This is a genomic window from Pectobacterium sp. F1-1 (assembly GCF_025643735.1).
Taxonomy (GTDB): domain Bacteria; phylum Pseudomonadota; class Gammaproteobacteria; order Enterobacterales; family Enterobacteriaceae; genus Pectobacterium; species Pectobacterium colocasium.
In genome coordinates, this window is sequence record NZ_CP104733.1 from 3,318,195 (window position 1) to 3,337,621 (window position 19,427).

At 52.7% G+C, this 19,427-nt stretch carries 16 protein-coding genes and 2 pseudogenes; 2 read left to right on the forward strand and 16 right to left on the reverse strand.

Annotated features, from left to right (window positions below):
• Positions 1 to 4 precede the first annotated feature (4 nt).
• The 14 genes and pseudogenes from NAL19_RS14815 to NAL19_RS14880 form a co-directional block, all read right to left on the reverse strand.
• Entirely contained in the window at positions 5 to 691 is a 687-nt protein-coding gene (locus NAL19_RS14815) for a type II secretion system protein N (protein WP_263057741.1), read from the reverse strand.
• Positions 692 to 742: 51 nt separating this feature from the next.
• A complete protein-coding gene (locus tag NAL19_RS14820; RefSeq protein WP_263057742.1) occupies positions 743 to 1,237 on the reverse strand; it encodes a type II secretion system protein M in 495 nt (164 codons plus the stop codon).
• Positions 1,234 to 2,511 carry a type II secretion system protein GspL gene (gene gspL, locus NAL19_RS14825; protein WP_263057743.1) on the reverse strand — a complete coding sequence of 426 codons (1,278 nt, stop codon included), beginning with the start codon at positions 2,509 to 2,511 and terminating at the stop codon, positions 1,234 to 1,236. The genes NAL19_RS14820 and gspL overlap by 4 nt, the downstream gene beginning before the upstream one ends.
• A complete protein-coding gene (gspK, locus tag NAL19_RS14830) occupies positions 2,508 to 3,494 on the reverse strand; it encodes a type II secretion system minor pseudopilin GspK (RefSeq protein ID WP_225085310.1) in 987 nt (328 codons plus the stop codon). Before gspK ends, gspL begins: the two co-directional genes overlap by 4 nt.
• On the reverse strand, positions 3,491 to 4,141 hold the full coding sequence (gene gspJ / locus NAL19_RS14835; protein ID WP_225085311.1) for a type II secretion system minor pseudopilin GspJ: 651 nt from the start codon (positions 4,139 to 4,141) through the stop codon (positions 3,491 to 3,493). The genes gspK and gspJ overlap by 4 nt, the downstream gene beginning before the upstream one ends.
• Positions 4,141 to 4,506 (reverse strand): type II secretion system minor pseudopilin GspI, encoded by a 366-nt coding sequence (gene gspI, locus NAL19_RS14840; protein WP_180741890.1) that lies wholly within the window; start codon positions 4,504 to 4,506, stop codon positions 4,141 to 4,143. The genes gspJ and gspI overlap by 1 nt, the downstream gene beginning before the upstream one ends.
• Positions 4,503 to 5,069, reverse strand: coding sequence for a type II secretion system minor pseudopilin GspH (gene gspH, locus NAL19_RS14845; protein WP_225085312.1), 567 nt, complete (start codon positions 5,067 to 5,069; stop codon positions 4,503 to 4,505). The genes gspI and gspH overlap by 4 nt, the downstream gene beginning before the upstream one ends.
• A gap of 220 nt (positions 5,070 to 5,289) precedes the next feature.
• Positions 5,290 to 5,745, reverse strand: coding sequence for a type II secretion system major pseudopilin GspG (gspG, locus tag NAL19_RS14850; protein WP_180741889.1), 456 nt, complete (start codon positions 5,743 to 5,745; stop codon positions 5,290 to 5,292).
• Positions 5,746 to 5,777: 32 nt separating this feature from the next.
• The gene (gene gspF, locus NAL19_RS14855) at positions 5,778 to 7,004 is read right to left on the reverse strand and encodes a type II secretion system inner membrane protein GspF (RefSeq protein ID WP_263057744.1); all 1,227 of its coding nucleotides are present in this window, start codon (positions 7,002 to 7,004) and stop codon (positions 5,778 to 5,780) included.
• A gap of 1 nt (position 7,005) precedes the next feature.
• Positions 7,006 to 8,499: pseudogene (gene gspE, locus NAL19_RS14860) on the reverse strand (type II secretion system ATPase GspE).
• A complete protein-coding gene (gene gspD, locus NAL19_RS14865; RefSeq protein WP_225088194.1) occupies positions 8,496 to 10,448 on the reverse strand; it encodes a type II secretion system secretin GspD in 1,953 nt (650 codons plus the stop codon). The pseudogene gspE and the gene gspD overlap by 4 nt, the downstream one beginning before the upstream one ends.
• Before the next feature lie 88 nt (positions 10,449 to 10,536).
• The gene (gene gspC, locus NAL19_RS14870) at positions 10,537 to 11,400 is read right to left on the reverse strand and encodes a type II secretion system protein GspC (RefSeq protein WP_225085315.1); all 864 of its coding nucleotides are present in this window, start codon (positions 11,398 to 11,400) and stop codon (positions 10,537 to 10,539) included.
• 50 nt (positions 11,401 to 11,450) lie between these two features.
• A complete protein-coding gene (locus NAL19_RS14875; RefSeq protein WP_263057745.1) occupies positions 11,451 to 13,430 on the reverse strand; it encodes a glycoside hydrolase family 28 protein in 1,980 nt (659 codons plus the stop codon).
• A gap of 134 nt (positions 13,431 to 13,564) precedes the next feature.
• Positions 13,565 to 15,121 (reverse strand): polysaccharide lyase family 1 protein, encoded by a 1,557-nt coding sequence (locus NAL19_RS14880; RefSeq protein ID WP_263057746.1) that lies wholly within the window; start codon positions 15,119 to 15,121, stop codon positions 13,565 to 13,567.
• A 526-nt stretch (positions 15,122 to 15,647) separates the two neighbouring features.
• On the opposite strand from NAL19_RS14880, the pseudogene gspB reads away from it, so the two are divergent.
• Positions 15,648 to 16,216, forward strand: a pseudogene (gene gspB, locus NAL19_RS14885) (type II secretion system assembly factor GspB).
• On the opposite strand, the gene gspS reads toward gspB, so the two are convergent.
• Together gspS and alaC are read right to left on the reverse strand one after the other, a co-directional pair.
• A complete protein-coding gene (gspS, locus tag NAL19_RS14890) occupies positions 16,213 to 16,626 on the reverse strand; it encodes a type II secretion system pilot lipoprotein GspS (RefSeq protein WP_225085319.1) in 414 nt (137 codons plus the stop codon). The pseudogene gspB and the gene gspS sit on opposite strands and share 4 nt — an antisense overlap.
• Positions 16,627 to 16,746: 120 nt before the next feature.
• Positions 16,747 to 17,988, reverse strand: coding sequence for an alanine transaminase (gene alaC, locus NAL19_RS14895; protein WP_015841055.1), 1,242 nt, complete (start codon positions 17,986 to 17,988; stop codon positions 16,747 to 16,749).
• 420 nt (positions 17,989 to 18,408) lie between these two features.
• Here alaC and dgcA point away from each other — a divergent pair, with 420 nt between their 5' ends.
• Entirely contained in the window at positions 18,409 to 19,389 is a 981-nt protein-coding gene (dgcA, locus tag NAL19_RS14900) for an N-acetyl-D-Glu racemase DgcA (RefSeq protein WP_263057748.1), read from the forward strand.
• Positions 19,390 to 19,427: the final 38 nt, after the last annotated feature.

Consider the following 19,427-nt stretch of genomic DNA (forward strand, 5'->3'; position numbering starts at 1 on the left):
CCTGTTACAACAGGCGCCCCTGAAAATTCAGCGTTCTGGCACCTTGTTCATCCGCTTTGCCAGTAGTCGCCAATAATTTCTTCATGGTCGCAGGCAAGTCGTTTCCGCTACTCAGTTGCCCCGTAAAACGGTATTCGCCTTTCGGGGTGACGCTGCCCTTACCGGATAGTTGCAGATGTGAGGAGGCCTGCCGCAGATTCGCTTCAAGCGCTCCTTGCTGGCAGCGTAATGTGGCTTTGGGTGTCGCAAGCACAAGCCCACCCAGCGGCGTTTTCACCCGCGCGCCCGGCCAGATTATGTTGGCATCCAGCGACTGGCAGCCAGAACGGTCAACCGTCGCTTCTTGCAGATTCAACTGCACGTTTCCTTCTGCTCCGATTGGCACGATAAAACGCAGGTAGCGGAGTAAATAGCCCGCTGGCACAGACAGTCGCCATTGATAAAACTGCGGCTGCTGCCAGCCACGAATAATTCCGTGGCCTTCGATGCCTTCCGGGTTTTGAAACGCAATTTCCAGCGCGGGCATAAAACCCGAGAAAGTGATCTTCCAGTGCACATCGTCCAACGTTAACGTGCGCCAGCTAAACCGTTGCAGGTTCCCCTGCCATAGCGTTCCGGCGGCTTCTGCGACCACCATGCCAGCCGGCAGCGGCACCGCCGTGAGCAAGCGGGCAGGTGCATAGCACGCCAAGGGAACAGCCCATAGGCCAGAACCAGAGCGACACCTGCGCCGATGCAGGATTTACGCTTCATCCGCCCGTTCCAGCATCAGCCTGGTGACATCGACCATTCCCGGACTTTGCTCGACGGCGTTCACATCCAGCGACAGCACTTTCACGCCGTTCTTCTGTTCCAGTTCGCCAAGCCAGCGTAGCAGGCTAGTAAAGTCGCTCTGAGCCAGCGTCACCGACGCCTGATTGCCCTGCGGTTGCAGACGAACGACAGTCAGCCCGTAACGTTTGGTACTTTGCGAAATCAAAATCGGCAGACTGACATCGCGCTGACTATTTTCCCCCTGTGACTGATTGCCCTGCGGAATCGATGAGGCCTGTTTCTGCATCCAGTTGACGGTTTGTTGCTCGCGGGAAATCGTACGTTCCCACTGTTCTTCCCGCAGTTGCCACGGCTGAAAAATAGCGTAATACACCAGACAGAGCAGGAGCACTGCCGCACACACGACCATCAGTTGACGCTCGCGCTGGCTCATCGCCTGCCAGCGTTGCCGTAATTCATTCATTGCTGGCTCCTTAACGTTAAGCGGCCTTCAACCCGATCGTTTTCCTGCCGCATCTCCCCCGCCTGTACCTGATAATAGGCGGTTGCCTGCTGCTGGAACTGCTCTAATTCCTGATACGACGTAGCCTGCAACGCCAGCCGGAATTCGCCAGCGGAACCGTCATAAGACAGCGACTGAATTTTGATGGCGCTATTCTGCGTAATCAGTTGCTGTAAGGGATTCAATTGCTCCAGTAACCCTTTCCCTGCCCCCCCGGCAGCCGTACGTTGCAGGTGCTGCTGCATCTGCGCACGTGGATTAACGACATTCGTCTCGGCAGGGAAAATCTGCCGATAGACGCGAATGCTTTCCTGTCGCCAATGTTCGGCCTGCTGGTAAAGCTGATAGTGCGCCCAGCCCGCATCCGCCAAGACCAATAGAAGGTAGCAGGCAAAAGCAATCCCGACGCCGCGCCACGGCAACAACGTGTTTTGCCAGGCTTTCTCCGGCGCATAGTCGCCTTGGCGCAGATCGACCGAAGCCGGTAGCTGCGCCGTTGCCGCCAGCGTGAAGAGATCCGTTGCAGGTTGTGTTTTCCACTCGCCCTCCTCCTGCCAGTCGTACTGCGACAGCTCACCGCCGACCGATGCGGCACTGTAGCTGTATATCGCTGGCAGCGGCATGGATGCTTTCAGCAGGTCACCACACCAGGAGGACTCCGCCGCCATGGCATGCCCCGTCGGCTGGCGAAATAGCCACATGTCATCATGCTGTAACGCGCTCCAACCATCCTGATGCTTCGGCAATACGCGGGCATCGGGCAATAAGGTATCGACGTTGAGCCCCAGCGCATCACTCTGCGCTAGCCAACGCTGCATCCGGTTTTTTTCCACCACGGCGACCGTGCCATCATCGCCATGAATTTCCAGCACGGCAAAATGCAGCTTTTCAATTTCCGTCGCCAGTTGGTCTTCCAACATAAACGGCACGACCTGCGTCAGCTGACGGCGAGCCTGCCGGGGCAGCGTCAGGGCATAAAACGTCACGTCCGTTGCTGGAACCAGAACGCGAGTAAAGGCCACGGACGGATACGCCGCCAGCGCCTGACGAACCTGTTCTACGTTACCCCGTCCCTGACTCAGTAAACTTTCCCCATTGGATGAACGCACCTGCCATTCAATGTCTCCCAATTCCTCTACCGGAAGGCGTACAATGAGACACGGATGTCGAACAACCGGGTCTCGATTTAATGGGGCTTTCGCGGCTTTTTTCTTCCATTTTCCCGCTATTTTCATGGATTCACCGTCCTATATCCTCCATATTGCCGCTGCACGACCTGTACCTTTTGTCCACTCAGATGAAGCAAGCTACGCTGATGAAAATCACTGTCGCCAACACGCACCTGGAGTTTTACAAAGAACCATTCACTTTTCACTGCCAGCACTCGCTGCGCGGTATTTTTACTATTCGTTGGCAATAACCCGGTTTGTTGCAGAACCTCAAGGCCTGCCCATCCCGTACGAGGCCGCTGCTGCACCAGCGCTTTCGCCTGCGACATCGTCATTTCATTCAGGAATAAAGCAGATAACAGCGGGGCATCAAATTCAGTCAATGTGTTGATATTAATCGACATCGTATCCATCGGTAGCGCACAGACATAGGGCAATAATCGGCGATAGAGATCGCTGTCCATGCCATAAACTGCGCGTAATTCGCTGATTTCACTCATTCTCTGATTGGCGGTACGATAAGGCACTGGAAGCGTGGCGTAGAGCTCATCTTCTGCACCGTTCGCCGACGGATAGTTATCCACGTCAATCCAGTCGCGCAATGCCGCAGTGATTTTTTCTGCACGATCCGCATCTTCGCCCAGATTTTTCAATAGCAAGCGGAAAACCTGCGCCGGATAAGGTGTCTTCACCACCGTGCTGTCGTTATCCACGCCTTGATTGATCGCATTCACATTAAAGCAGGTGCGCGCATCACTAATCTGGCCAAGGATTTCCCCGCCCTCCACCGGGAAACGATGTCCCGGCTGAGACCAGTTCTGCCCGACAAACGTGCGCCCCGGCATATTCTTCGCGTCGCGCAGTAATATCTGCCCGCTTAGCGTTTCCGCCCCCAAGGCATACCATTTCGCCTGCTGACGGCTCAAATGGCTTTCGGTGCGCAAAAACGCTTTGCCGGTGCGTTCCGTAATCACCGCAGCAATCGTCACCATTAATGCCAGAATCAGGAGCACCACCAGTAGCGCCGCGCCACGCTGACGCGACCTCATTTAACTGGCCCGGTGGTAATCAAGAACATACGCGACATTTCTCCGTAATCCCTTAAGGTCAGCACCACTTCAATCCCTTGTGGCAATTGCGTACTGTTATCCCAGCGATCGCGCCAGGTTTTATTGCTGAAAAAACGCAGGCGAAAACCATCAACCTGCGTGAGAAGCGGTTTTGCACCGGGATCGATCCCCTCAATGGGGTCAGGCACCACGTGGGTTAACCGTTCCAGAGTATGTTCCCGTAGCCGGTAGGCAACAGGCTGAAGTTCAGAGCGTGGCAATATGCCAAACGGATTCTGCCAGCCAGCACGCATAAAGCTGACACCCCAGTCATCGCTTTTTAGCTGATCGCGGCCAGCGTAAAATATCGAGGTACTTCCTCTACTACCGCGCGCGATCATCTGGGAGAAATCACTGTCCATTTGTGAAAAGGCGCGCTGTATTTCGGCCAGACGCTCGGCCTTGCGCTGCGAAATCTCATCGTTACGCATCACACCGTTCAAAACCTGAAAAGCACTGACGCTTAGCGCGGCAAAGATCGCGATCGCCAGGATCATCTCCAGCAGCGTAAACCCCTGCTGGCGTTTCTGGCGTCCTGCCTCTCGGCTCCGTCTTATTTGATTGCATGTCCCTATTTTATTAAACATTATTGCTTCACCACATAGGTACGCAGCGAAGCATCCGCGGCAAAAGCATCTTTATTACGTCGTACTTCCACATCCAGCGCTTTGGTCTGAGGGTCACCCGTCTCTACACCTTGCCAGCGCCAATGCCAGCGCATGCCCGCAAACTGCGTTTCGCCTCTCACCCACGCGGCTTCCGGCCAGCGCTGTTCCAGTCGCAGTTGTACCTGCTGGTTTTCCGCCACCCAGCCAGCAAACGTCTTCTCTTCCAGCCGGCTCAGACTGCTTGCCTGTCTGGCTGTCGTTTGCAACACCGCAATGCCTGCAAGTGCGAAAACGCTTAGCGCGACCAGCACTTCCACCAGCGTCATCCCTTTCTGTCGTTTCATCGTTTCTTACCCTGACTCATCGACGTTAAAAATCGTCCGGTTCCATCCACCTGGAGCCAATTCGAGAGCGCTTTGTCTTTAGACTTAACCAGCAAACGGAAAGGCGTGATTTCGCCGCCGGGTAAAATCAGGATATCGGGGTCGTCGCCGCTCTGCGTTTTCTCGACTTTCTTCCCATCAGCCTGCACTAGCTCAAGCCGGAATGCATCAGGCAGCGTTGCCGTTGCACTCACCCGATGAGGTTGCCACGGCTGCCACTTGTAGCCCTGCCAGCGATCACCGCTCGGGATCGGCATCCCTTCCGATGCCTCGGGTCGCTGGAGTTGATAAAACTGCCAGCGATCGGGATAGATACGAACGCCCAACATGTATTCGTTAACCTGACTGCTTTCCGCGGCAAACTCTAGCTGCGCCTGAAAACGAGCCAACTGCCACGCGCTGTCATTCTGGCGTTCGGGAGGAAACGCCATGACCACCATGCTAGCCGCGATGCCCGCCAGTAGCACGACCAACATCATTTCCAGCAGAGTGAACCCCTGCTGCTTTCTCGTTGCCCGCTTCATTGCGCTTTGCCGTCCTTTTCACGCCGCCATCGATAGCAACTACCAACAATCCATCTGCAACAGTTACCAGTAAAGATGGGCATCTCGCCTAATGCCGATCGTTTAAGCATTGAGATACACGGGGCGACCACAGGGGTGAGACCTCCCTGCGGGAACATCCCCCTGTGTTTCCCCTAACAACGGGCTTAAGTCATCAATATTAGGCATACCGCCCATGTCCTTATTTCTTATCCAGGTTCCAGTTGCCGATATCATCTTCCGTTCCCGGCATGCCATCTGGCCCCAGAGAGAAAATATCCAGCTTGCCGTGCTGACCGGGGTTCAACAACTGATACTCCGTGCCCCACGGATCCTGCGGCAGGCGACGAATATAGCCATCGGCTGGGTAGTTACGCGGTTCCGGTTGCACCGTCGGCTTCGTCACCAGCGCCTTCAGCCCCTGCTCGGTGGACGGATAACGGTTGTTATCCAGCTTGTACATGTCGAGTGCGCTTTCCAGAGATACAATATCGCTAACGGCTTTTTGCCTGTCCGCTTTTTCCTTATTCCCCATCAGATTGGGCACGACCAGACTCGCCAGTACGCCAAGAATGACGATCACCACCATAATTTCCAACAGGGTAAAACCACGTTGACCATGGCTATGCTTACCACCACTACGCTGAGACTGTTGCATCCTTACTTTTCCTCGTTCAATTGTTGGTTCTCTTACGAACTCATTAACGTATTCAGTTGCAGAATCGGTTGTAAAATCGCCAATACGATGAACAACACCACCGCCGCCATGCTGACCACCAGCAGAGGTTCAAATAACCCCAGCGCCAGTGTCATCTGCGAACTGAATTCCCGATCCTGATTATCCGCGGCTCGTTCCAGCATGCTGTCCAACTCGCCGCTGCGTTCACCGCTGGCGATCATATGGCGCATCATGGGGGGAAATAGCGCGGTCTGTTCCAGCGCCTTGTGCAAGCTGACGCCCTCACGTACCGCATCCGTCGCCAGCGCGAGCCGATGGCGGGCATAGTCATTGCTCATCACATCGCCGCTAATACGCATCGCCTGTAACAGCGGCACCGCACTGGCGTTGAGAATACTGAGCGTCCGCGCGTAACGCGCCGTATTCAAGCCACGAGCGATACGACCAAGCAGCGGTAGATACAGCAGGCGTCGGTGAAAACGGATACGCCGCTTTTCTTGCCGCAGCATCACGCGAAGCGCCATAAACGCGGCCAGCAGCGCCAACACCACCCACGGCCCGAACGTGCGCACCGCATCGCTCATCCCCATCAATACGCGGGTAGAAAGCGGCAGCGCCTGCTTCATATGAATAAACTGTTCAACAACTTTCGGCACCACGACGGACAGCAAAATACTGACTACGGCAATCGCAACGACGGTTAACACACACGGATAGATCATCGCCTGCTGGATGCGGCTGCGCATCTGCTGGCGCTGCTCGGTGTAGTCCGCCAGCCTATTCAGCACTTCATCAAGGTGGCCGGAGGTCTCGCCTGCGGCGACCATCGCGCAATACAACCGCTCAAAGCTGCCGGGAAAACACTTCATCGCATCGGCAAGCGAATGGCCTTCCATCACTTTGCTGCGCACCGCCGCCATCAACTGGCTCAGCTGTGGCTTTTCGCTCTGTTTCGCCACGGCATCCAGCGCTTCTTCCAGCGGCAACGACGCCGCCACCAGCGTAGCCAGTTGGCGAGTTAATAACGCTAAATCTGAGGTACTGATCCGAATTTTACGGCGGAGAGAGAATCCTGTAGATCCCGGTTTCTGCTGGTCGCCGCGACCTTCATCAACCGACAGCGGCACCAGCCCGCGCTCCCGCAATAGCTGACGCGCCTGTCTGGCGGAGTCGGCCTCTTGCGTGCCGCGGCATTTTTTCCCCTGCGCATCCAGCGCCTGATAGTGGTACTGTGCCATATCATTCCTCTTTGGTTACGCGGATCACTTCTTCCCAGGTCGTGAGCCCCGCCAGTACCTTTTCCAATCCGTCTTGACGGATAGTGGTTCGACTCTCCCCAGAATCTGCGCAATCGCCATTTCACCGTCACTGCGGTGGATCGCCGCACGAACATCGTCATTGATCAACACCAGTTCATGAATGCCGATACGTCCCCGATAGCCGGTATAGCTACACTGCGGGCAACCTACAGGGTTATGCAGCAGCGTACCCGGCGCGATCCCCATCAGTGCAGCCTGAACCGGATCGACCGGATGCGGCTGGCTACAGTCAGAACACAGCGTTCTAACCAGACGCTGGGCGAGCACGCCCAGTAGAGAGGTTGAGAGCAGGAAAGGTTCGACGCCCATATCCTGCAAGCGAGACAGCGCGCCCAGCGCGCTATTGGTATGCAGAGTGGATAACACGAGGTGACCCGTCAGCGATGCCTGCACAGCAATCTGTGCCGTTTCACCATCACGAATTTCCCCTACCAGCACCACGTCCGGATCCTGACGCAGAATGGCACGCAGCCCGCGGGCAAACGTCATATCCACCTTGGTATTAACCTGCGTTTGCCCAATACCTTCCAGCTCATACTCGATGGGATCTTCCACCGTCATGATGTTACGTTCCGAGGCATTCAGGCGACTGAGCGCGGCATAAAGCGTGGTACTTTTCCCCGATCCTGTCGGACCGGTGACCAGAATAATACCGTGTGGACGATGGATCAGGCTGTCCAACCGCTGCCGATTACGCTCCGACATGCCCAGCAATTCAAGATCGAGCTTAACGCTGTTTTTATCCAGCAAGCGCAGCACGACGCGTTCACCGTAGTTCGACGGTAACGTGGAGACACGAACGTCAATCGCCCGTCCCCACTCGTAGCGCCATGCGTCCATCCTGCGGGATACGCTTTTCCGCAATATCCAGCTTCGCCATGACCTTGATACGCGATACCAGCAGCGACGCCAGCTTACGCTGTGGACGCAGGATTTCACGCAGTACGCCATCGACACGGAAACGGATCAGCAAATAGCGCTCATACGTCTCGATATGAATATCCGACGCTTTATCCTTAATCGCTTCGGTTAGCATCGCATTGATCAGGCGGATAATCGGCGCATCGTCATCGGCGTCAAGCAGATCGTCGCTGTCTGGCAGTTCTTCCACCAGCGTATAGAAATCCATCTCATTGCCGATGTCTTCCATCAAACGGCGCGCTTCTTCCGAATCGCGCTGATAGCTAATGACTAATTGCCGTTCAAACTCGTCTTCCGTAACACGTTCAATTTTAAGCGAACAGCCCGCAATCCGACGTGCTTCCAGCAAGGCGGCCGCTGGCGTTTGCGCGACGCAGATCGTCTGTAGACTCGCATCATTTTCCCGCTGCAACAGCAAAATTTGCTGCGATCGTGCATAGGCAAAAGGCAGTACGGGGCGTAATTCTATAATCTGGGAGGCAACGTCACTCATTTCCCGCCCGCCGGATAAAACGCCACAATGGAAGACTGAACCTGACGGAACGTATAGGCGTTCCCACCTTCCGGCAAGCGCAGTAAATCGTTATCCAGAAGATTAGCCTTCCCGCCATTCGCCTCTCGCTGCTTCTCTTCTTCAGCATTGAACGAATGATACTTACTGGCAGAGGCGCTCTGATATTGGCTGCGATCGCGAATAATGGAAGGACGGATAAACAACATCAGGTTACGCTTTTTCGTCTCCTGACTGTTGGAACGGAATAGGTATCCCAGAACGGGAATATCCCCTAACAATGGCACTTTACTTGCTGACTCATTGGTACTTTTATCCAGCAAGCCACCCACCACGACGGTTTCGCCACTGCTGACCAGCACCGCGTTATTCACAGTACGCGTATTGAATGTGGCGCCGAGGTTGGTGCTGCTGCTGGAAGCCGCATCTGCCACGCTGGATACTTCCTGTTCGATCTCCAGCAGAACGGAGTCACCTTCGTTAATTTGGGGCTTCACTTTCAATTTGATACCGACCGTTTTACGCTCCACCGTTTGGAAAACATTGTCACCGGATGTCGTCTGCGACCCCGCCAATACCGGCACTTCCTGACCGACGTTAAACGTCGCCTCCATGTTGTCCAGCGTGACGATACTCGGCGTCGCCAGAATGTCGTTCTTGCTGTTGCTGGACAGCGCCGTCATCAGCATGCTCCAGTTCCCCTGATAGAAACCTGCGGCAATGCCGTTGAAGCTGCTCAATGCACTCGATGTTGCGGTATTCAGCGTCCCGTCACGCCGATACTGATCCGCTCCCGCAATCATTGTCGTGATCGGTAACCCGGTATTCGTAAACTGCGTCGTTCCTGCATTTTTATTGGCCCACTGAACACCCAGATTCATTCCGTCGGCATCCTGAACTTCCGCGATGATCGCTTCGACCAATACCTGTGGACGACGGATATCCAACTGTGCGATCACCTGCTCCAGATCCCTCATGATGTCAGGTGCAGCATTTACGATCAGGGAATTGGTTTGCTCATGTGCCTTAATCGAAATGTCTTTGCGCAGTGCAGGCAGCGCATTTTGCTGGTCGGTTTGGATGCTGTCACCGACGCCGGTAAGCACTTCGACCAGATCGGCAGCTTTGGCGTATTTGAGATAGATGACTTTGGTATTGCCCTGTACCGCCTGCTGGCGATCGAGCTGTTTGATCATATCAATCACGCGCTGGCGTGAATTCGGTTCTCCACGCACCAGCACCGAGTTGGTGCGTTCATCCGCCACCACATTCGCGGTCAACATCCCTGGCAAGGCGGATTTCTCATCCATCTTGTTCAGTTCATTCACCATCTTCACCACTTCCGTTGAGGACGCGTAAGACAGCGGTATGCTGGTCACATTCCGATCGCCCGTCTTATCAACCCGTTCGACAATCGTCATCAACCGCTTGATCACCCCCGCGCGTCCCGTCATCAACAGCACGTTCGACGGTTCGTAATGCACCACGCTCCCGGCACCGGCGTTGTCGTTCAACTGGCGCAACAGCGGTGCCAGATCGCGGGCGGCGACGTTGTTCACTGGCACAACACGCGTCACCACTTCATCACCAATGCCGGGCTGATCGTCAGTCGCCAGCGGCATAGACGTCGATTTCGCATCCTTCGAGCGAATGATTTTCAGGACGTTGTTATCCATCGGAATAACGGTAAATCCGTAGACATCCAGCACGCTCAGGAAGAACTGGTAATACTGTTCTTCATTCATCATGTCATAGCTGCGTACGGTGATCGTTCCGCTGACCGAGGGATCGATAATGACCGTCTTATTCAGATTCTTACTGACGGTATTGATAAACTCCTGAATATCCGTGCCCTTAAAACTGGCGGAGAATTCGGCGCTCCACGCGAGTGATGACGCCATCAGAAGCACACTTCCGCCAAGCAATAACATGCTTTTACGGCGTACCTGACCAAGCCATTGGTTTTTATGTTTTGAAAAAACCTGATGCTTAAAAAATCCCTGTCCCTTGCTAAACAAATTAGTGGTCTCCATCCAATGCCAGATATATATCCTGCTGTTGACCATCACGCTCGACGGTCAAATTAAATTTGCTCATCCCTGCCAGTTGCGCCATCGCCTGCTGTGCCTGATCCGCATCGCGTAAGTCCATGCCGTTTAATGACACAGCGAGATCGTTATCCTGCAAGCCAGCGCGGTAGAAAAGATCGGGATTTTTGCCGGGGTTTAACTGATATCCTTTCAGTACTTCTTCTTCCGTGACGGGAGAAATAGTGAGGTAATCCTGTGCCGAGACGGGATTTTTTTGTATCTCTTCTTTCACTTGGCTAAATGCGCCAGCAGACGGCGACGTGTCAGCCGCCTTTTCTTCCTGATACAAATGCAGCGCCTCATAGCGCCCCTGATACTGGAGCACGACACGATCGGCAGAGATAGTCACAATTTTGGCTTCATAGCCCGGAATGGCATCGCCGACGTTGCGACTGTATTGCAGACCATCTTTAGAGATGATGGCAATCGAACGCTGAGCTTCCCCACTAGCCAGAACCCCTGTCAAGCTGATATTTAACGATGTCAGCGGAATATCACCGGATAATGCAGCGTCATTAACCGCAGAAGCATCCGCATCGGGGGCATGGCCAAACAACGTAAAATCGCCTGGCGTCGCAGGCTTTTCTTTCGCCTGGGCAGGCGTTACCGACACGCCAACAAGGCGTGAATCTTCAGGGAGGAGAAAGCGCCAGGTCAAGACGGCCAATTGCTGACAAATCAGCAGCAAAATCAGCCCCAACACAATACGTCGGATGAGAGGGGCTGGCAGTGACCGGAGAGTGGCGACCAACGAATTAAAAGACGGTTCTTTGAAAACTTGCAATCGTGCCATAGATAATCATCCATAATACTCCCCACGCCCATTGGCGTGGGGAAAATGCCTTATTCCGTTGCGGCTTCTCGGGTGAGCGTTTCATCACCGCTGGTCGCCAGCGCGGCATCATTATTTACACGGTCTTCGAGCCGGATATTTTCAATATGACCGAAATTCCAGGCTCCCGGTACATTCTCAAAAATGACATTTTTAAATTCACTGTTCTTCAGGAACGTAATGTCCGTGGCTTTTACATTTTTGAATTTTACATTCTCAAAATGCAAGCCTTGGTGATAAGCATCGCGTCCAAAGGAGAACTTATACGCATCAGCCATCTCAGTGATGGTCATGCCATCAACCAGAATACTGTTTTTCTTGGCTGAACCATCCACCGTGACGTTGGAAACGGTCACATCACGGAACTGTGCGGGTTCGGCCGCAGGCTGGGTATCGTTCACGTCCGCTTTATATTTAATCGTGAACACGAACGGCTCGTTGACAATATCACGCATCGCGTTATTACGGAATACCACGTCACGCGAGCCGCCACCATAATAAGGTCGGCTCTTCATGCGCAGGCCAACATCCGTCTTATTCATGACATTATCTTCAGCAACAATTTTTTCAATCCAGGTACCCGTATGGCTACCCGTGACCACCGCACCATGCCCGCGACGGAAGTAGTTATTGAAGATCCAGGCACCACTCTGCGCTTTTTGTCCCAGCGTCGCCACCTCGGCACCGTATCCTGCCGCAAAGTTTACGCTGTCATCACCAGTATCAAAAAAGTTATTGAATACCATGACATTTTGGCTATTGCCAAATTCAATACCATCCGCATTATTGGCATCATACGTCGTGTGCACTAGCGCATTCATCGCCACATTTTCGGATTCCAGCACCATCACGCCATGATAGGCTGGATTCAGAATCGTCAGCCCTTCCAGATACATGTTGCTCACGCCGCGCAGTGTCATCAGGCTGGAGCGTCGGTTTTTGTACGCTTCATCCAGTGACATGCCTTCATCAACGGCTTTTGCCGTTTGGTTTTTTGCCAGAATACCGTCACTGCCAACATTGGTCGCTTTGCTTGCACGGTAGAGCGGCAATTCATTCTTTAACTCATCAGTTTCAGTAATGTTTGTATCGCTGGCTTTGATGCCACGCGTCCAGCCGTTGCCATCTATCGTACCCTGCCCGACGATACGAATATTTTTAAACGTACCCGCATGGCTACTGCCCTGATCGTTCGCTTCCAGTACGTTAATCAGCGAAGGAGGTCGTTTCGGTAATTGAGGCGCAGTGTAAGGGTAGAGATAATAGCCACGAGCGAGCGGGTAATCGTCGCCATTTGCCGAGCCCAGCAACGTCGCGCCTTTCGCCACTTCAAACGTCATGTCGCTATGCAGGAACAGCGCACCCGTTTTAAACGTCCCCCCTTCAACCACGACTTTACACCCTTTCGGATACGCGGCTGGCGTACAATCATCAATCGCCTTCTGAATCGCCAGCGTATCATTGGTGACGCCATCCCCTTTCGCACCGTAGTTGGTCACATTCAGTGACGCTGGCGTCGCCGTCGTTTTCTGCACGACGGTTTCACTATCCACGGATTCTTTGCCATCGTCATAAAGCGCACGCACCGTGAAGCGGTATTCCGTTTCCGGCGACAGGTTCGTCACCTTAAAATTATGGAAGCTAACGCGCACATGCCAGTTATTGGTATCAATCGTGTTGTAGAAATTATCGATATAAGGCTTGGCGGGCGAATGAGTATTCTGGTTATCAATCGTGCCGCCCAGCAAGGTTCCATTCATATAGACACGGTAATCCTTAATACCGGCAGCAGGTTTGGTCGGTTTTTCCCAGGCCAGTACCACGCTGTTGTCATCATACGCCAGCGTCGGCACGTTAAGATTCTGTGGCGCCGCAGAACGATCAACACCCACATTTGGCGTTGAGTCGCTATCGCTGCATCCGGCAATCAGGCCGCTCAGAACAAGTGTCGCGCAGAGCGTCAGGCGAGTACGGGGTAAAAAGTCAGTCATAGCATTTCCTGTATTTTTATGTCATCCGACCTATGTTTCCCTACGGCAGAGCCACTACCGCGGGGGAGACACACATCGGGCTGAGGGTTTACAGATAAAAAATTAAATAAAAAATAATGAATGAGGTCGGGTGACTACGGCAGGGCAATCTCCAGTTTTCCCGCACCGGCATTTTCCAGCACATATTTCTCAACGGTGGCGATGGATTTCCCTGCGCTATACGCATAAGGTGGGCTCCATTCCAGTTCATTGGTACAGGTTTCCAGCGCCCATGCGGGTATGGCCTTCCCGGAACTTGTGGCGGCGGCTTTCTCGGCGTCTTGCAAGGCGCTGCATTTGTCTACTGCGATTTGATTCACATTGCTTGCCGGATTGCCATTAAACCAGGAGCCGTTGTCTTTAAATTTGCTTCCCTTGTAGGCACCAATAATCAGCTTTTCATCCGCACCGCCGCCCTGGAAATTAAACACGTTACTTTCGGAAAGAATGGATGAATCGAACCCCATGCCAATCGCATACAGAATAGGGTAATTCGTATCCGTTGCCCCACGATGGTAGTTGTTGAGCAAATGCACCTGACCAAAGCGCACTCGCGGCGAACGCTGCACGCTGTTGTCCCATAAATTCCCTTCAAAGGTGATCCGATACTCTCCTTTATCACCATCACCTGAGCCAATTAATACCGTTTTGTCATGCTGAGCGAAAATGTTGTAGGAAATCGTCAGATAATCGGCTCCATCTTCGATATCCAGCAAACCATCGTGGCGCTGGATATGCTTGCCAAATAGCACCGGCTCCTGATAATCAGGATGTTCACCATCCGTAAAGGTGCAGTGATCAACCCAGACATTTTTGCTGGCATTAATCGATACCGCATCATAGCGGGCATTCCAGTTTCCTTTATCGCCGTCACTGCCGTCCCAAGCCGGGGCAAAGTCGCGCGGAGCCTGGAACGTAATATTACGGATAATGATGTTGCTGTTATCGGTTTTGCCAAACGTGTGGCTTAAGGTATTGAGGGATAAATAACCTTCCACCAGTTTCGCTTCGCTACCCACGCCTAAAATCGTGGTATTCGGTGGGACCTGAAATTGAATTTGCGCCTTCTGGTTGTTGGCATACTGCGAGCGTTGGCCATTTTGCTTCTTAAGCAGGCTAAGCTCAGCGCTAGCCGCCGCATCGCTGCCACCCGCATCCGCCGTCGCTTTCAACTGCGCCATATAATCCTGATCGAACGCTTTGACATATAAATCAAAATCAAACGTTGTTTTATTCGGCTTGGTTTTATAATACTCAGCATCCGCATAGCGTCCATTACCTAAATCATCGCCGCGAATAGTGCCTTGCCAGTAGATAATTTTGGGTTCTAATTTTGCCTTCAACTCCGCATCGGCATCGCCTGCAATATAATGGGGGCTGCGGATATTATTTAACGCATCTTTTAATTCCTGGCGGCTGGTTACGACATAAATACTATTTTCATGTGCGCCTTCGCCTCCCGTTGTTGCATAAAATTTACCATCCGTATTCTGATATTGTGCAGCCCAGCCAAACGGTGCCGTTTTCACCTGTAAATCTGGCGGTGCCGATTCTGCCACTGGCTGCTGACTATTATCACACCCGGAAAGCACGAGCCCGGAAAAGGCAATAGCTACCGCACAGGTGCGTAAACGACCAGTCCCAATAACCATTCTAAACATGTTATCCATCAGTATTTTTTAATTATCAAAATAGAAAAAAAACCGCAAGAAACCCTGCGATATTAATCGCATACTTTAAAATTGCTTTTATTCTTCATTTAGCGGTAGTTTTATACATCCCGTATTGATAAAAAAGCAGCACAATACCTGTAGTAAAAACCACACAATAAAACTGCCGATTTTACACGCGGGATGATTAATTAAAGACTTATGACGCCTCCACATTTATTGACTAGCAAACACAAAAAGAAACGTTATACCTACAAGGGTAAAACATGATTTCATTAAAGCAAATTCGCACGTTTTTTTTGCGACCCGCATCAAGATTCCATCTGTGATTATTATGATTGCAATAGTTTTTAATCAAAATGGAGGAACTGTCACATAACCGAGAGATTCAGTTTTCTGGCTCTTTCTATTTTTTGCAAAATAAGGCATACGGCCCCCTCCTACTCACCCTACTTTCGTTTATGATGTGAGGCTACACAACCTAAGGTTGATAATTAAGGATTAGCACGTGGACAACGCACCGGACGCACCGACACACTCACAGCCAGCGCTGCTTGCCAAATACTCAATGCCTGGGTATTTGATGATTATTTATGCTCTGCTTTTTATCGCGCTTGGCTGGTTCAGCCATCAGCGCTGGGGAATCCTACATCTCCTACGACCGCGTTGGCGGCTCAAGCCGCGACCTTACCTGCGGCAGCAGAACAAACGCCAGCAACACCCGCGGCAACACCTCATCAAGAAGAAGCCTATGTCGATACTCCTGCACCGCCAGAGAAAAGGACCACACTGCCGTTGCCAGCCATCAGCAATGGTGAGATTCCCCCGCTGACCTACAGTGCTCACGTTTACACATCGGATGAAGCCAAGCGCAGTATCAAACTCAACGGGCTGCAATTCCATGAGGGCGATTCGCCAATAGAAGGATTGGTCATAGAACAAATCCAGCAGGATATGACCATTTTCAGCGTTGAGGGCGAGGTGTTTATTCTGGAAGCGTTGGAGGATTGGCCGGGCGGAAAATTCAACGAGAATGAACGTTCCGCCGACAATGAAAGTGGAAGCGCCGCGCCTTAACCGTGACTGCGAATGGCATCAATAAACGGCGTCAAGGTACGGTTAAATTCAGAACACTGCGTCTCTTTGGGCGTACTGTCTTTTAATAACCCTTGATACAGGCTTTCACTGCGCTGCGGTAAAGCCTGATAGCTCGCGACATTCCAGCCTCGTTGTTTCGCCACAGTCAACGCGACATTGGTAATCGTCGCATCATCGGGAAGATCGCTGCGGTTACACTTCGATTTGAGATAGCGGGTAGCCGCTACCAGCGATGACAGCTGATTCAGTTGATCGTTAGGAGAAACCGTGACCGCAGAAGACTGACCTGCCACCGTTCCTTTGTGGACAGACGTTCCTGTTTGTTGGCACCCGGCCAGCACGACGCAAAGTAGCGTTAACGCAGAAAATTTAGACAGAGATAACGACATGACAAACTCATCCTGATTGAGATTAACGGTAGGCATTCTAGCAAATGATAGGCCGCTGTCACGGCATGTTTATGCGGCTCCCAGCACAGAGCGGGAACCGCAGTTATCGGGAAGTCGCTATCAGGCAGCGGAACCTTTGCCTGATACCGGTTTGGTGGTCGGTAAAATACCATCGGCGCGGAACATGGTCTTAATACCGCGCACCGCCTGCCGAATACGATCCTGATTTTCAATCAAGGCAAACCGAACATGGGTATCGCCATAATCGCCAAAACCGATACCTGGGGAGACGCAAACCTTCGCTTCCGACAACAGGCGCTTGGCAAATTCCAGCGACCCCAGGTGCGCATACGCGTCAGGAATTTTCGCCCAGACATACATGGATGCTTTCGGTTCATCAACCATCCAGCCCGCTTCATGCAGACCGCGAACCAACACGTTACGGCGCTGGCGATACTGCTCGGCAATATCCAGCACGCATTGCTGATCGCCTTCCAACGCAGCGATAGCGGCAACCTGCAACGGCGTAAACGTGCCGTAATCGTGGTAGCTCTTAATCCGCGCCAGTGCGCTGACCAGTTCTGGGTTGCCGACCATAAAGCCAATACGCCAGCCCGCCATATTGTAGCTTTTTGACAGCGTGAAGAACTCGACTGCAATGTCCTTGGCACCGGGAACCTGCATGATCGACGGTGCCTTCCAGCCGTCATACACGATATCGGCATAGGCCAAATCATGGATCACCAGCACGCCGTACTGTTTCGCCAACTCCACCACGCGTTCAAAGAAATCCAGTTCGACACACTGCGCCGTCGGGTTAGACGGGAAACCGAGAATCATCATTTTCGGTTTCGGGATACTCTCGCGGATAGCGCGTTCTAATTCATTGAAGAAATCGACGCCTTCTACCAGCGGCACAGAGCGAACCTGCGCCCCGGCAATGACCGCACCATAAATATGAATCGGGTAACTGGGATTTGGCACCAGTACCGTATCACCATGATCCAACGTTGCCAGCATCAGGTGCGCCAATCCCTCTTTCGAACCAATCGTGACGATCGCTTCACTTTCAGGATCGATATCAACCTCGTAGCGATCGGCGTACCAACGGGAGATCGCACGGCGTAAGCGTGGGATACCTCGGGAGGTCGAATATCCGTGAGTATCTTCACGTTGTGCAACCGTACAAAGTTTTTCCACGATATGGGGAGGTGTCGGGCCGTCAGGATTACCCATACTAAAATCAATAATGTCTTCGCCACGACGACGGGCAGCCATTTTTAATTCAGCGGTAATATTAAATACATACGGGGGAAGACGATCGATGCGCGTAAAACGGCGCGGGGAAGTAGAATCAGCCATAACATCCTCAAAGTAACGTGAGCGCCCGGACCATCCGAGCGACGCAGTGCCGGTAAAAGCACTCTACTCAACATCCTTCACATCGCAGAAAAGTCGTTTTCGTTGAACACGGCGTTCACTGAACACAACCGTTATTAACTACAAGACTGTCATTAACTACAAGGCTGTCGTTAACGACAAGCGCCCATGCGACCTAAAGTATGATGAACCTATCCAAGCTATCTCAGATAATTCGCGCTGTCGATAACGTGCCGATAAATTTTTCCAGTGTCAAAAGAAGCCATATCGATTTCTTACGAAAATCGCGAAAAATGAAGAATATGTAGCAGAATAAGCATTACACTTTACGACCCGCTCAGGCCTTCAAGACAAGGCATGGAAGACGCGAAGGTTCAAAATAGAGGCACCGAGAATAAGCTTATGATCGAGATGCGATATTTCACCGAGAGTTGGCCCATAGAGGGCGCATTTACCATCTCACGCGGCAGCAAGCGTCAGGCGGATGTCGTTGTGGTGGCTCTCCAGTCCGGAGACATGGCAGGCTACGGAGAATGTGTCCCTTATTCACGCTACGGCGAGTCCCTAGACAGCGTAATGGAGCAAATTAGCGCATTGCACGGCGACATCCGTAACGGTTTAGATCGACAGATGCTACAAACCATCCTGCCCGCAGGCTCGGCGCGCAATGCGCTGGATTGCGCATTCTGGGATCTGGAGTGTAAACAGCATAAGCAGCGCATCTGGCAACGTTTGAATCTCCCGTCGCCTATAGCGTTGGAGACGGCCTATACCCTATCGCTGGATACGCCAGAGCATATGCGGCACGCCGCGATACATCATGCCAATCGCCCTCTTCTTAAATTAAAACTGGCGGATGCAAACGATCTGGCCAGAGTGGCGGCCGTTCGCGAAGGCGCGCCATTGGCCCGCCTGATTGTCGATGCGAATGAGGGATGGGACACCGAGCGCTACCTGACGCTGGTTCCTGAACTCGCCGCACTTGGCGTAACGATGATCGAACAACCTTTCCCGGCGGGCAAAGATGATGTGCTGGCAGACCTGCCTCGCCCGATTCCCGTCTGTGCCGATGAATCCTGTCATGACAGTCAGTCGCTGGCTGCCCTGACCGGGCGCTATGACATGATCAACATCAAGCTGGATAAAACCGGCGGGCTAACGGAAGCCTTGCGCCTGCGTCACTACGCGCAGGAACAAGGCTTAAAAATTATGGTTGGCTGCATGGTGAGTACATCGCTCTCAATGGCACCCGCCTTTGTCGTGGCGCAGGGTGCCGCCGTAGTCGATTTGGACGGTCCGCTGCTTTTGCAACGCGATCGCGCTAACGGACTGCACTATAACGGTAGCGAAATATTACCGCCCGACGCATTATTGTGGGGATAACGCGCGTTAACCTGCATTGAGCAACTATTAAGGAGTGT

What these genes read in the sequence shown, in the direction of transcription:
- NAL19_RS14820 (WP_263057742.1), bottom strand. Translation starts at nt 1,237, where the DNA reads ATGAATGAATTACGGCAACGCTGGCAGGCGATGAGCCAGCGCGAGCGT.
- gspL (WP_263057743.1), bottom strand. Translation starts at nt 2,511, where the DNA reads ATGAAAATAGCGGGAAAATGGAAGAAAAAAGCCGCGAAAGCCCCATTA.
- gspK (WP_225085310.1), bottom strand. Translation starts at nt 3,494, where the DNA reads ATGAGGTCGCGTCAGCGTGGCGCGGCGCTACTGGTGGTGCTCCTGATT.
- gspJ (WP_225085311.1), bottom strand. Translation starts at nt 4,141, where the DNA reads ATGTTTAATAAAATAGGGACATGCAATCAAATAAGACGGAGCCGAGAG.
- gspI (WP_180741890.1), bottom strand. Translation starts at nt 4,506, where the DNA reads ATGAAACGACAGAAAGGGATGACGCTGGTGGAAGTGCTGGTCGCGCTA.
- gspH (WP_225085312.1), bottom strand. Translation starts at nt 5,069, where the DNA reads ATGAAGCGGGCAACGAGAAAGCAGCAGGGGTTCACTCTGCTGGAAATG.
- gspG (WP_180741889.1), bottom strand. Translation starts at nt 5,745, where the DNA reads ATGCAACAGTCTCAGCGTAGTGGTGGTAAGCATAGCCATGGTCAACGT.
- gspF (WP_263057744.1), bottom strand. Translation starts at nt 7,004, where the DNA reads ATGGCACAGTACCACTATCAGGCGCTGGATGCGCAGGGGAAAAAATGC.
- gspD (WP_225088194.1), bottom strand. Translation starts at nt 10,448, where the DNA reads ATGTTATTGCTTGGCGGAAGTGTGCTTCTGATGGCGTCATCACTCGCG.
- gspC (WP_225085315.1), bottom strand. Translation starts at nt 11,400, where the DNA reads ATGGCACGATTGCAAGTTTTCAAAGAACCGTCTTTTAATTCGTTGGTC.
- NAL19_RS14875 (WP_263057745.1), bottom strand. Translation starts at nt 13,430, where the DNA reads ATGACTGACTTTTTACCCCGTACTCGCCTGACGCTCTGCGCGACACTT.
- NAL19_RS14880 (WP_263057746.1), bottom strand. Translation starts at nt 15,121, where the DNA reads ATGGTTATTGGGACTGGTCGTTTACGCACCTGTGCGGTAGCTATTGCC.
- gspS (WP_225085319.1), bottom strand. Translation starts at nt 16,626, where the DNA reads ATGTCGTTATCTCTGTCTAAATTTTCTGCGTTAACGCTACTTTGCGTC.
- alaC (WP_015841055.1), bottom strand. Translation starts at nt 17,988, where the DNA reads ATGGCTGATTCTACTTCCCCGCGCCGTTTTACGCGCATCGATCGTCTT.
- dgcA (WP_263057748.1), top strand. Translation starts at nt 18,409, where the DNA reads ATGATCGAGATGCGATATTTCACCGAGAGTTGGCCCATAGAGGGCGCA.